General features: G+C 67.0%; 10 protein-coding genes, 1 tRNA gene and 1 pseudogene. 5 read left to right on the top strand and 7 right to left on the bottom strand.

What is annotated here, in order from left to right:
- Window positions 1–75 precede the first annotated feature (75 nt).
- From lysA to ACFZCP_RS03175, 3 genes are all read right to left on the bottom strand, one after another.
- Entirely contained in the window at window positions 76–1,467 is a 1,392-nt protein-coding gene (gene lysA, locus ACFZCP_RS03185) for a diaminopimelate decarboxylase (RefSeq protein ID WP_391423512.1), read from the bottom strand.
- Between the two features lie 59 nt (window positions 1,468–1,526).
- Window positions 1,527–2,510, bottom strand: a complete 984-nt coding sequence (nrtL, locus tag ACFZCP_RS03180) for an ArgS-related anticodon-binding protein NrtL (protein ID WP_391423510.1) — start codon at window positions 2,508–2,510, stop codon at window positions 1,527–1,529.
- A 329-nt stretch (window positions 2,511–2,839) separates the two neighbouring features.
- On the bottom strand, window positions 2,840–3,436 hold the full coding sequence (locus tag ACFZCP_RS03175) for a response regulator (protein ID WP_391423508.1): 597 nt from the start codon (window positions 3,434–3,436) through the stop codon (window positions 2,840–2,842).
- Between the two features lie 288 nt (window positions 3,437–3,724).
- On the opposite strand from ACFZCP_RS03175, the gene ACFZCP_RS03170 reads away from it, so the two are divergent.
- Together ACFZCP_RS03170 and ACFZCP_RS03165 are read left to right on the top strand one after the other, a co-directional pair.
- Window positions 3,725–3,796 (top strand) — tRNA-Arg (locus tag ACFZCP_RS03170).
- Between the two features lie 399 nt (window positions 3,797–4,195).
- A complete protein-coding gene (locus ACFZCP_RS03165; protein ID WP_391423506.1) occupies window positions 4,196–4,645 on the top strand; it encodes a hypothetical protein in 450 nt (149 codons plus the stop codon).
- Between the two features lie 104 nt (window positions 4,646–4,749).
- On the opposite strand, the gene ACFZCP_RS03160 is transcribed toward ACFZCP_RS03165, so the two are convergent.
- Window positions 4,750–5,633, bottom strand: a protein-coding gene (locus ACFZCP_RS03160) for an IS5 family transposase (protein WP_391423505.1) whose coding sequence is annotated in 2 segments (ribosomal slippage) — window positions 4,750–5,585 and window positions 5,585–5,633 — 885 coding nt in all. Because the reading frame shifts where the segments join, the coding sequence is not laid out codon by codon here.
- 1,379 nt (window positions 5,634–7,012) lie between these two features.
- On the opposite strand from ACFZCP_RS03160, the gene ACFZCP_RS03155 reads away from it, so the two are divergent.
- Window positions 7,013–7,213 carry an SCO3870 family protein gene (locus ACFZCP_RS03155; RefSeq protein WP_391423503.1) on the top strand — a complete coding sequence of 67 codons (201 nt, stop codon included), beginning with the start codon at window positions 7,013–7,015 and terminating at the stop codon, window positions 7,211–7,213.
- Window positions 7,214–7,473: 260 nt separating this feature from the next.
- Here the strand turns inward: ACFZCP_RS03155 and ACFZCP_RS03150 are convergent, their stop codons facing one another.
- On the bottom strand, window positions 7,474–7,848 hold the full coding sequence (locus ACFZCP_RS03150; protein WP_391423501.1) for a MerR family transcriptional regulator: 375 nt from the start codon (window positions 7,846–7,848) through the stop codon (window positions 7,474–7,476).
- 45 nt (window positions 7,849–7,893) lie between these two features.
- On the opposite strand from ACFZCP_RS03150, the gene ACFZCP_RS03145 reads away from it, so the two are divergent.
- A complete protein-coding gene (locus ACFZCP_RS03145) occupies window positions 7,894–8,775 on the top strand; it encodes an NAD(P)H-binding protein (protein WP_391423499.1) in 882 nt (293 codons plus the stop codon).
- A gap of 99 nt (window positions 8,776–8,874) precedes the next feature.
- Window positions 8,875–9,795: pseudogene (locus ACFZCP_RS03140) on the top strand (IS481 family transposase); the annotation flags it as partial.
- Between the two features lie 442 nt (window positions 9,796–10,237).
- On the opposite strand, the gene ACFZCP_RS03135 reads toward ACFZCP_RS03140, so the two are convergent.
- Window positions 10,238–10,456 carry a hypothetical protein gene (locus ACFZCP_RS03135; protein WP_391423497.1) on the bottom strand — a complete coding sequence of 73 codons (219 nt, stop codon included), beginning with the start codon at window positions 10,454–10,456 and terminating at the stop codon, window positions 10,238–10,240.
- Between the two features lie 805 nt (window positions 10,457–11,261).
- On the bottom strand, window positions 11,262–11,675 hold the full coding sequence (locus tag ACFZCP_RS03130) for a hypothetical protein (RefSeq protein ID WP_391423495.1): 414 nt from the start codon (window positions 11,673–11,675) through the stop codon (window positions 11,262–11,264).
- Window positions 11,676–12,328: the final 653 nt, after the last annotated feature.

Raw genomic sequence — 12,328 nt, 5'->3', positions numbered from 1 at the left:
TCCGGATCGTGAGACATCTATTTCATTTGTACAGGGGTGCAGGACCGAAGATCTTCCGCCCCCGGGGCTTTTGCGTCACCCGACGTCGAGACGCAGGAGATCCTCCTCCGTCTCGCGCCGGACGATGACGCGGGCCTCGCCGTCCCGCACGGAGACGACGGGCGGCCGCAGCACGTGGTTGTAGTTGCTGGCCATGGACCGGCAGTAGGCGCCGGTCGCCGGTACGGCGATGAGGTCACCGGGTGCCAGGTCCGCCGGCAGGAACGCGTCCTTGACCACGATGTCCCCGCTCTCGCAGTGCTTGCCGACGACACGGGCGAGCATCGGCGCGGCGTCGGAGGTGCGGGAGACGAGGGCGACGCTGTACTCGGCGTCGTAGAGCGCGGTCCGGATGTTGTCGGACATGCCCCCGTCGACGGAGACGTACGTCCGCAGCCCGTCGAGGGGCTTGACGGTGCCGACCTCGTAGAGCGTGAAGGCGGTGGGGCCGACGACGGCGCGTCCCGGCTCGACCGAGATCCGCGGGGTGCGCAGCCTGGCCGCGTCGCACTCGCGGCTGACGATCTCGGTCAGCGCCTTGGCGATCTCGTGCGGCTCACGGGGGTCGTCGTCGCTGGTGTAGGCGATACCGAGGCCGCCCCCGAGGTCGATCTCGGGCAGCTCGACGCCGTGCTCGTCCCGGATGTCCCTGAGCAGCCCGACCACGCGGTGCGCGGCGACCTCGAAGCCGGACATGTCGAAGATCTGCGACCCGATGTGGGAGTGGATCCCGATCAGTTCGAGCCCGTCGAGCTGGAGGGCCCTCCGTACGGCCTCGGCGGCCTGCCCGCCGGCCAGCGGGATCCCGAACTTCTGGTCCTCGTGGGCGGTGGCGATGAACTCGTGCGTGTGGGCCTCGACCCCGACGGTGATCCGGATCTGGACCTTCTGCCGCTTGCCCAGGGACTGCGCGATGTGGGCGACCCGCACGATCTCCTGGAAGGAGTCGAGGACGATCCGCCCGACGCCGGCCTCCACGGCCCTGGTGATCTCCTGGACGGACTTGTTGTTGCCGTGGAAGGCGATGCGCTCGGCGGGCATGCCGGCGGACAGGGCGGTGGCCAGCTCCCCGCCCGAACACACGTCCAGGTTGAGCCCCTCCTCGTGCAGCCAGCGCACGACGGCACGGGACAGGAAGGCCTTGCCGGCGTAGAACACGTCGGCGCCTGCGCCGAAGGCGTTGCGCCAGGCACGCGCCCGGGCACGGAAGTCGGCCTCGTCGAGGATGTAGGCGGGGGTGCCGAACTCCTCGGCGAGCCGGGTCACGGTGATCCCGCCGACGGTGAGCACGCCGTCGGCGTCACGGCCGACGGTCTGGGCCCAGACCTTGGGGTCGAGGGTGTTGAGGTCGGCGGGCGGGGCCGAGTAGTGCCCCTCGGGAAGGACGTCGGCGTGACGGGGCCCGGCAGGGTGCGCGGAACGGCTCATGACGTAGCTCTCAGACTCTCTGTCTCTTCTCCGGGGCGCATGACTTCGGTCTCCGGCCCTCAGAGGTGATCGGGTGCGTCGATGCCGAGCAGGGACAGGCCACCGGCCAGCACCGTCCCGGCGGCTTCGGCGAGAGCCAGCCGGGCGCGGTGGGCGGCCGAGGGTTTCTCCTCGCCGCGCGGAAGCACGGAGGGCAGCAGCGGCAGGACGGCATCGGCGACGGTGACGAGATGCCGGGCGAGCCGGTCCGGGGCGCGATGGGTGGCGGCCGCGGTGAGGATGCGGGGGTGGTCGGCAAGGGCGGTGAGCAGCTCACGCACCCCTTCCCCGACAGGTACGGGCCCGGGCTCGGCACCGAACCCGAGGCGCCCGGCGTTGCGGGTCAGCGCCCGGACACGTGCGTGGGCGTACCGCACCCGGAACAGCGGATTGCTCTCCCGCTGGACGAGGTGATCGGCGGTGATCCGGGGTCTGTCGTGCGCGGCGGGGTGCAGCAGGGCCCACTGAGCGGCATCCGCCCCGAGCGGCGCGGGATCCTCCGGCGCCGGGACGGGCCTCAGGTTCACGGGCTCGGCGTGCTCGACCTCGCCGCGTCCGCCCTGGGTCGCGACGATGCGCACGACGGCATCGGCGACGGCCTCGGCCCGCGCCTCGTAGGGCACGCGCATGACGACGACCTGCCCGGCGAGGGCGTCACCGCAGCCGTAGGCGGCGCCGCGCTCGCGGATGTCCCGCACCAGGCCGCCCGCGAGGTCGCCCTGCGCCTCCAGGCCGATGTTGAGAAACCCGGGCCCGGTGACGACGACGTCCCGGATCCCCTCGGCACGGAGGAGATGCGACCGCAGAATCTCGGCCACCTGCCGTGGGGGCAGCCCGGCCGGCCCTGCGAGCTGCAGGGCGACATTGGTGGCGTAGTCCCCGCACCCCCCGGCCCCCGGCTCCCCCACCACAACCCGCTCCGGCACGGTCACATTCAGCTCCCCCCGCTCAACAGCACACCGCACCGCACACAGCACGGTACGAGAGAGCTCCACGGGGGTCACGGGACAAGCGTAGGGGAGGAGGGGGGTGGGTATGCGAGGCGGTTTCCGCCGGGGAGGGAGGGGCGGGGCGCGTTGGGGGGTGAGTCGGGTGTGCGTTGGGGGTGAGTCAGGGGTGAGTCATGGGGGGAGGTGATTCGGCGGTGAGTCATGGGAGGAGGTGATGGGGGCACGGTGAGGCCATGGGTGGTGAGGGCGATCGGGTGAAGGCCCTGGTCGGGTGGGAGGGATTGCGGAGGGAACTACGGAAGGGCCTGGTGGGAGGTGGGGCGGGGTCGGACGGGCCAGCGCGATCGCCGGGCACAGTGCCGGACCTGCCGGGAAAGGGTCGGCTACCTCGATCCCCCGCCCGGAACGGTGTCGGCTGCCTCAGGCGCCGCGACGTGGGGAGCCGAATCGCTCACCCCGCCGCCCTCACCGCCTTCGCCTTCACCGTCGTCCCCGTCGCCGTCCCTCTCACTTCCACCATCACCTTGGCTCCGCTCCCTTCTCCTGCTCCCCTCCGGCCTCCGCTCGATGAGGTGCTTGACGAGCCGGACGAGTTCGGCGGGTTCGAAGGGCTTGGCGAGGAAGGCGTCGACACCGACGTCGAGGCCGGTCTCCACCTCGTACTGCGTGCAGGCGCTGATGATGGCGAGGGGCAGGTCATGGGTGCGGGGATCGGCCCGCAGCCGGGCGGCGGTGCGGAGCCCGTCCAGTCGCGGCATGACGACGTCGAGCGTCACGACGTCGGGCCGCACCTGATGCACCACATCCAGACACTCGGCACCATCGGCCGCGGTCACGACCTCAAGCCCCTCAAGCTCAAGGTTGACCCTGATCAGCTGCCGGATGACCTTGTTGTCGTCCACAACAAGCACCCGACCCGACGCGCCTGGCACAAGTCGAGAGTAGGTCCGCCCCGGCCACCGCGTCCGGGTTTTCCCCACTTCCGCCCCCACCGGGGGACCCGTTCCGCTCCCACGGAGGAGATCCGTTCCGTCCCCACGGAGGATCCGCTCCGTCCCCGCCGAGGATCCCCACGGAAGATCCGTCCCGTCCCCGCCGAGGATCCGTCCCGTCCCGGCCGAGGGACCGTTCCGTCCCCGCCGAGGGACCGTTCCGCGACCACCAGGGGCTCACCCTTGCTGGGCGCCGGGAAACCTGTTCCTGATCACCCCGAAAGACCTGCTAGGGTTCTACCCGTCGCCGCGAGCGAGAAGCTCAGCGCCCGACACGCCCCCGTAGCTCAGGGGATAGAGCAACGGCCTCCGGAGCCGTGTGCGCAGGTTCGAATCCTGCCGGGGGCACTTCGCCTCAACCAGCACAATCATGTGGTTGACCAGCGTAGATGCCTAACGCGAAGAGCGGGATCCAGTCTCACTGGATCCCGCTCTTTCTCGTTGTTGCGCGCTGATCGCGTGTGAGTGGCGTGTGAGCCAACCGGCGATGCACGCACGCTGGTCGTCGGCGGCCACAGCCGACAACGTCTTCGATGGCGCCCCGGATCCGAATCGCCTAGGGGCTGTCCGATGAGTCGCGTGAGCTGATCAGGGCCGTGGCCTCAGGCGTAGATGGGCTTCTCCGAAGGCGTCGTCGTCGGGCTCGCTGGCATGGAGAGCTCGTCGCCAATCCGCCCACCGTTGCCTGAGTCGGCCGGTTGAGGAATTCGGTTGCGGTGGATTAGGCGGATGCGGTGATACTCCGGCATGAGTAGAGATGCCGAGGTCATCGTGCTCGCCCGCTGGTCGGACGAGGTGATGGAACCGCTGACCCAGGACGATCCGGAACGCATGTGGCGAGGCCGCTTCGTCCCGATAGCGGGGCAATGGGGCTACGAGTTCGGGTGGGCCCTGGAGTTCGAGAAAATGCGTGCCCGCAAGGGCCTGCTCAAGCACCTGGAGTCGCTGCCGTGGCCGCATCCGCATACGGTGCAGGTTCTGCTTCGCGACCAGGACGACGACTGCTTCGGGCTATGGATGTTCCAGGAGGGCCGACTGGTGGAAGTCACCATTCCGCGCACCGAGCGTTTCCACCAGCCGGCACCGCCCAATGAGGACTTCGAACCCGACCCGGGCATGCTGCTGCGCACCGACCAAGACACGGCTCTGCCCGAGCAGACCCCGGAAGCACGCCGCGACACCCGCCCACCCTGGTAGACCGAGTTCGACAGCTCATCGTGGGACGTCAGGGCTGTCGACGCGCGCGCTCGGCGAACTGCGCCACCGCTACCCGGGTGCCGATAGGCTCTGAACGGGGCGTTTCACTGCGGACGGAGCCATAGCCGGATAGCAGCCACGGTAACGGTCCCGTGGAAGACGTACGCCCGCTTGTCGAAGCGTGTGGCGACGGCTCGGAAAATCTTGAGCTGGTTGATGGTCCGCTCGACTTCGTTGCGTCGGCGGTAGATCGTCTTGTCGAACGCTGCGGGTCGGCCGCCTTGGCTGCCGCGCCGTCGACGGTTGGCCCGCTGGTCCCTCGGTTCGGGGATAGTGTGTTTGATCTGGCGTCTGCGCAGGTGGCGCCGGTTACTACGTGATGAGTACGCCTTGTCTCCTCCGACGTGGCCGGGCCGAGTGCGCGGTCGTCCACCAGCCTGCCGGGGCACACGGATCTCTTCCAGGACGGGAATCATCTGTGGTGCGTCCCCCCACTGGCCGGGCGTGATGACAAACCCGAGCGGGCGGAGCCCGCCCTCTCCCGCAAGGTGGATCTTGCTTGTGAGCCCACCTCGCGAGCGTCCCAGGGTCTCATCGGAGCGGTGGCGCGACGGGCTCTTGCGCCGTCCCTGGGTCTTCGGGGCGCGGGTGGAGGCGCCAGCCGCGTGCTGATGAGCGCGGCAGGTCGTGGAATCGACGCTGACCATGCTCCAGTCGATCCGGCCCTCGGCATCGGCGTTGGTCTGGACGGCCCGCAGGACTTTCTCCCACGTGCCGTCCGCCGACCACCTGCGATGACGGTCATGAACCGTCTTCCAGCTACCGAAGCAGGGAGGCAGGTCCCGCCAGGGGAGGCCGGTCCGCTGCCGGAACAGAATCCCGTTGATCACACGACGGTGGCATTGCCAGCGTCCGCCCCGCCCGTGATTCGTTGGCAAGGCGGCTCCAGCCGAGCCCACTCTTCATCCGACAGATCTCCCCGCCCCATGTCCCACAGAACGAGTGCCCAGCGGGAGCATCACGCGAGCCATCGGACACGACCTGGCGCTGCGACCGGAAACCTTTGCCGGGTCGCCTGTTGCGCTGGGCCGACTTGCGGTTCCGGACACGCTTCGAGAAGGCCTCGACGTATGCCTCGAACTTCGGAGACTTCACGATCTCCGTGACGATCGCCTGCACAAGGACACCGTTTGCTTGCCGAGTATTCGAGAGGCCGCGAAAGAGGAGGAAAACCGCAGGAAGCGATAGGAGAGCCCACCACCTCCCAACGTGGACGGCAGCCACAAAGCTCAGGAGAATGGCAACCGCTCCGACGTTGACCTTAAGATCTGCTTCAGCGGCCAGGCGATCGTAGTCACCGTACAAATCCTTGTTCGCCCCATACAGGCGGGTGCGCAACTGAGGCAGATCCTCAAGCAGGGTGAAGCATGCTACGAGATCCATTCAGCAGCGGGGTCGAAGCTCCACGTGCCGACCTCTTTCCAGTAGAAAACCGGTCTTTTCGAAGAGGCAATCGAGCCGAGGGGAGTCAGCTGGAAAAGTGCGTCATGGATGACCTCGACATCCTGGGTCTTGGTGCGACGCCGTGCACAAATGGGCTGCTACAGCCGCGGGCGTAGTCGCCCTAGCCTTTTCGCTGTATAACTTCACAGAACTTCAAAAGAAACCTGAAATCGATCTGGCGCTTCCTCATCTCATGCGCATTGGACTGGTGGGCAAGGACACCCATTTCTATCTTCAGCCGACGGTGTCCACGAAACGACTACTCCGAGACGTCGTCGCCGCGTCATCGCTGTCGACCATGCTCTTATCTTGGCCAAGATCGCAGCCCTCAACCCGTTGCACTGCTCCATATGGCCAGCAAAATCAACAACCCAGCCAGAGCGTTCACTCGTCCTGCGACGAGGTACATGCCGCCAGCACCGCCGCAAGGTGCTGCGCCTGCGCACCTCAGTCGCAGGGAGCGCCCTGCGAGCCCCGCCCGTCACGATGGGCGGGGCAGGGGTGGCGTCGTCAGATCAGACCTGCCCCACCTCAAGCGGCGTCGGTGTCAGCAGAGCGATCGGACGGGTTAAGCCATCCATCCCATAGCCACCTCGATCCTCCTGTTGTTCTCAGCCTCGCTGTCGTCGATACAGCCCGCGTAGCGACGGTGAATGACCTCCGGCGAGTTGCCGGCGCGCCGGGCCACCTCAGCTACCGGGAGGCCTGCGCGGACGCCCGCTCCACGGTGTGTGGGTCGACGGCGGACGGGATGGGAGCTGGGGTGGGTGGTGGGTTGGGCAGGACTTCGGCTGCACCTTCTGAAATCGCGCTGCATGTAGTCTCGGTTGTGATCAGTCGTCTCTTGGCTTGGGGGAAGTACCAATGACGAAGGGCCCGTTCGTCGCCATGGCCGCCGCTACCGCATCGCTTGGGACCGCACTTGGTTCCCTCGCGCTCCAGCTTCGTGCAAACGGCCACGAGCAGTACGTCGAATCCGTAGCCACCTTCAGTGTCCTGATGTACGTCACCGCGGTTCTGGCTGTGGTGACATGGGTCCGTGACGGTCGACCGCACGCGAACTGAAGCGCGTCGGCGGGTGTGTCAAGGGCGTTCCTCTGCTCTGACACCAACGCCTGACACCAACAGGCACGAACAGCGGCGATCGATGCCGAAGCCCACCGGACGTACAGGCGAGACGTGAGCCGGTTCAACCTCGATCGCTAGATGTTGCGGGACATGACGTTGGTGACGGCAGAGCAGGCCACACGTTGCTGCTGGGCCGTGAGGAAAAGCCAAAGGGGGGCCACTCGGCGCTTGAGCTTGCCGGCGGGTGGGTGGGTGGCTCAGGCTTCACGGACGAAAGTCGCGCAATCTGGACATTCGTCGAGATATCGATGCCGACACTCAACGGTGTGTTGCAGGAAGGCAATCGCCTCCTGCCTCTGTATGACTTCACCTTCAAGTTCAGCGATCTTCGCCCTCACGACTGCCTGCGCTGCCGACTTCTTCGGCGCCATGGCGGCGGTGGCCTCGGGCAATGAGAGACCAACACGCCGCAGTTTCAGGACCGTGCGTGCCTGTTCCACAGCCTTGTCGTCGTAGACGCGGTAGCCATTGCCATCGCGACGCACGGTGAGTGCCCCAACATCTTCCCAGTGCCGCAGCACGTGGGCTTCGATTCCGAGTTCTGCGGCTACTTCTCCGATCGTCTTCACCATTCGCGCCTTGCCTTCATGTCGACCTGAACCCTTAGCGTCTCGATCATGCCTGATACCACTGGCCCCACGGGCACCCCTTGCCGTTCATCAATCCTGGTCACCGGCGCCGCCGGCAACCTCGGCCGTGAGGTCGTCGACCGTCTCCAAGCACACGGTGCGCTCGTACGATGCCTTGTGCGCGATCAGACCGGTCCGCGTCCCGGAGTCGAGTGGACGGTCGGCGACCTCACAGACGCCGCTGCCGTGCGCGCGGCGCTCGTGGGCATCGACGCCGTCTTTCTGATCTGGCCACTGCTCGATTCGGCCCCTGCCCACGACCTGGTTGCGGAACTCGTCGCAGCGGCCCCCCGTGTCGTCTACCTGTCCTCGACAGCCATAGACGACGAAGCCGCTCGCCAGAGTGATCCCATCGTTCAGGTGCACGCGGACATGGAAGCCCTGCTGCGCAATGCTGGTCTGCGCCCCCTGGTACTACGTAGCGACACATTGGCGTCCAACGCGCGGGGCTGGGCGCCGCAGCTACGGGCGGGCGACGTGGTGTCCGGCCCGGACATGGCTCGCACAGCCGTCGTCGACGAGCGCGATGTCGCTGATGCGGCCGTAGCCGTATTGCTCGCGCAGCACAACCCACTAGATCACGAACCACACCTGTTGACGGGCCCCGAGGTACTAAGTCGCACCGACCAGGTCGCTCTCCTTGGTGCCGCGCTCCGGCGCCGTCTGCGCTTCCACGCGGTCACCGCCGACCTCGCACGGTCACGGATGCTCGCAGACGGACGCCCCGAGCGGCTGGTGGAAGCGCTGATCGCCGCCTCGATGCGCCGGCCAGAGTCAAACCGCGCCACCGATCATATTGAGCGCCTCACTGGCCGACCGGCCGGCACCTTCGCGAGGTGGGCCATCGACCATGCGGCCGAGTTCAGCTGACGGAAGATCCGCGGCACGGCCCACCCGCCCCTTACGGACATACTCGATGACCTGCGTGGATCGCCAGGTCCACCATCGGTTGTCGACAGGAAGGCACTCATGGCGCACGCCAACGCTCCGCTGTCCATCGAAGGGCGACGTCGCCTTGTCGAGCGATGTCGCACACGGCCGATCTCACATGTTGCTGCCGAGATGGGCATCTCCCGTGCCTGCGCGTCGAAGTGGGTCAACCGCTACCGACGCCACGGTGAGCTCGGCCTGCTGAACCGATCCTCAACACCCCACTGTCAGCCGACCGCGACAGACACCAATGTCGTGCGCCGGATCGAGGAGCTCCGTCGTACTCATAAGTGGTCGGCAGTGCGGATCGCGTTTTAGCTCCAGACCGAAGGTGTCTCGCTCAGTCGCCACACGGTATCGCGGCACTTGGTCGCGCTCGGGCTGAACCGCCGCCGGTTCATCGACCCCAACGGCGAGAGCAACCGAAAACAGCAGAAAATAACCGCTCGCCGCCCCGGGCACATGATCCACGTCGATGTAAAGAAGGTTGGCCGCATCCCGGACGGCGGCGGCTGGCGCGTTCATGGCAAGAACAGCGACCACGCCCGTGAGGTCGCACGACGCAAAAACAAGAGTAAGCGCGGCGGCTACGTCTACCTGCACTCCGCTGTCGACGGATTCTCTCGGCTCGCATACACCGAAGCGCTACCCGACGAGAAAGCAGCAACTGCGGTCAGGTTCCTCCACAGAGCCAGAGCCTGGTTCGCCGCTCACAGCATCACCCACATCGAGCGCATCGTCACCGACAACGGCGCGTGCTATCGCGCCGACGCATTCGCCCGCGCGCTGCTCCACTCTCGCCACCAGCGGATCACGCCTTGCACTCCTCGCCACAACGGCAAGGTCGAGCGCTATAACCGCATCCTCGCCGAAGAGTTCCTCTCCGCCCACACCTGGCTGTCCGAAGCCCAGCGGCGCGAGGCCCTCCGAGTCTGGAACATCCACTACAGCGTCCGCCGCTGATCAAGGAATGCTTGGAGCTGCTTCGGGAGCCGGTCTACAGGGTCAGAATCCAAACAACGGTCCCGACTGCTGTGAGTGCGCAGACCAAGCCAACACACAGGAACAGAACGGCCAGGACCTTGAACTCCTTGTGCCGCTGGGCCCGACACGCGGCGAAACACGTGAAACTGACGATGGCGAGGCACGGCAACGCAACGCAACGCAACGAAGGACAAGGCCAGTACTTCCACGGATCCCCCTGATCACGGCTGCCGTACAGCAGGAAAGTACAGCAACGGACGCGACGCCAGCAGTCCGCTACCGACCTCGAAATCGAGGGGTCGTGGCACGGTCCCCGGCCGTGCCACTCTCGTGCCAGGACGAGCGGGGACTCACGGGGAACTGCTACACAGAGCTACGGATCAGAAGGTGATGCCCTCGGAGCGATACCCCCAGGGCATCACGTCTCCGGGCCCCAGCGCTCCGGCCCTACTCCGCGCCAGTCGATCCACGGCACCCCTGCCACCTCCGCCGGGTCGATCTCCAGCCCGGCACGGCGCAGGAACTCCGCGACGTCGACCACACTGTGGGCTAGTCCGAGGATCTCGCCGTCCACGCGTACGCGCCGGCCACCCGTGGGCGACGGCGGATGCACGATCACGCGAATCGGTCCGGACATGCCTTCAGGATCATCCGGGACATGCGACCCCGCATTCCAGCACGTCATCGATGACGCCGCTCACTCACGCCCCCGTCGTAGCGTCCCAGATATTCAGGGAAGGGCCAGCTCACTCCACGCAACAGAGTCCGCCGGCCTCGGTTACTGTCTGGGGGCTCGAGAGTCGGGCGCAGCGAAGGGGATGCCACCGTCGTGTCGATACGCAAGAACTTCGCCAAGCTCTTCCAGAGCACGGCCAAGACTCCCCACGGCGACCCGTTCGCGGAAGAGCGCGCGTGCCAATGCTCGCCGGGGTGGCCCGGCTTGGAGACGACGGCGAACGGGCACATGCTCCCGGCTCAGCCCTCCAGCCACTACAGCCCTCTCACGAACCCTGAGGTCGGTCCGTTCGTCGCGCGCTGCACCGGTTGTCACGCTCGCTATCCCCACCCTTGGTTGATTCCACAGGGCGCGCCGATGCCTTTCGACTGGGCTCGTGAGACTCCGCCGACCGCATGAGCACCGAGCAGGCTCAGCATGGGAAGAATCAGACTCGCGGCTGAGGAAGCCAGGCGAAGGCCACGCGTGCCCCCTGCGTGCCCGATCGGACGGTCATAGGCGGGGAACAGCGGGGAACGTCGGCGAGTCGCCCGGAGACTCGCAGGTCAGCTTCTTGCCAGGTCAGGCCCGGCGCTGTTACGCCATCTTCCAAGGAAGGTATGCACAGCCCGACCGGCCGCCCACACGACGCATGGCCATCCGCCGGAACTGGTTACTGACGTTCCAGGCGTGATGTCGTCAGGGGCACCTCAGCCATTGAAGATCTCTAGAGGCTGCTAGGGGGCAGCAGGTGCGGGGCGCGTACACCGAGGATGCCGAAGACCTCCTCCTTCGCCAGGCTGCGCAGTTCCGCCAGGAAGGCGGGGTCCACGTGGCCCTCCCTGGCCCAGATTCCGGCGAGGGACTCGGCGCAGCCTTGGGCCAAGTCGCTGCGGAAGTCCCCCGCCCGGATAGCCCGGATCAAGGCCGCTTCGACGAATGGACCGGAGAGGTACTCCAGAGCCGACGCCGCGTCGTCCTGCTCGTCCTCGCGCGCCGTGGGGTCTTCGATGAGGCGTACGAGCAGAACCGCCCGCTCCTCGTCCGGGATCTCCGGATCGATCCACATCGGGCCCGGCGACGAGACCGCCGCCAAGTCCTCATCCGCACCGCGGGGCCGCTCCTTCCCGAATAGCCTCACCAGCCAGTTCCTCATCTAGAACAGATCCTCGATCCCGTCCACAATGCCTTCGCCGATCGCGCTGGCGACCACGCTGCCGACCGGCCCGCCGAAGGAGCCGGCCTCGGCGCCGAACTCCGCGCCCGCGAGCCCGGCCGCCAGGCCGGCCCGTGGTGGATCGCCGTCTGCGTGCGCTCGCCCCTCGGTGCGGTCGCCACATCGTAGACGTCGTAGGCGGCGGTCGCAGCGATCAGTAGTCTGGAGCGCCTGGCACCCAGGACGCCCGCCTGCAAACGAAGCGGTCGGTCGTGCCACACGCGTGCCAGATCGTGCGGGGAACCACGGGGAACACTGGGGAATCAACGGACGTGCCACCGGTCGGCGACGCCCTGCCGCAGCAGGTCAGGCCCGCAGCGGGTCCTGGATCACCTCAGCTTCCCAAGCTGAGAGCTTCACCAGGCGGTCGACTGCTCCGTCCCCACGGCCCAGCCGGCGCGGCTTGTGTCCTACGTGTCCGGCTGTCCGATTAGAGCTCTGGCGTGCACAAAGGGGTGGGACAGCGAGATTCGCCAGTGTCCCACCTGTCCGGCCTGCGTACCGGACTGCAACACCCCGGTGTTGCAGCCCCTCACGTCGTCGCTCCCTATCGGGCCTCAACAACCGGAGGTGACCTC

The organism is Streptomyces sp. NPDC007971, assembly GCF_042958635.1.
Taxonomy (GTDB): Bacteria; Actinomycetota; Actinomycetes; order Streptomycetales; family Streptomycetaceae; genus Streptomyces.
This window is presented reverse-complemented; position numbering and strand designations above follow the sequence as displayed.

Excerpts from the sequence above, each read along its gene's own strand:
- lysA (WP_391423512.1), bottom strand. The coding sequence starts at position 1,467 with ATGAGCCGTTCCGCGCACCCTGCCGGGCCCCGTCACGCCGACGTCCTT.
- ACFZCP_RS03165 (WP_391423506.1), top strand. The coding sequence starts at position 4,196 with ATGAGTAGAGATGCCGAGGTCATCGTGCTCGCCCGCTGGTCGGACGAG.
- ACFZCP_RS03155 (WP_391423503.1), top strand. The coding sequence starts at position 7,013 with ATGACGAAGGGCCCGTTCGTCGCCATGGCCGCCGCTACCGCATCGCTT.
- ACFZCP_RS03150 (WP_391423501.1), bottom strand. The coding sequence starts at position 7,848 with ATGGTGAAGACGATCGGAGAAGTAGCCGCAGAACTCGGAATCGAAGCC.
- ACFZCP_RS03145 (WP_391423499.1), top strand. The coding sequence starts at position 7,894 with ATGCCTGATACCACTGGCCCCACGGGCACCCCTTGCCGTTCATCAATC.
- ACFZCP_RS03135 (WP_391423497.1), bottom strand. The coding sequence starts at position 10,456 with ATGTCCGGACCGATTCGCGTGATCGTGCATCCGCCGTCGCCCACGGGT.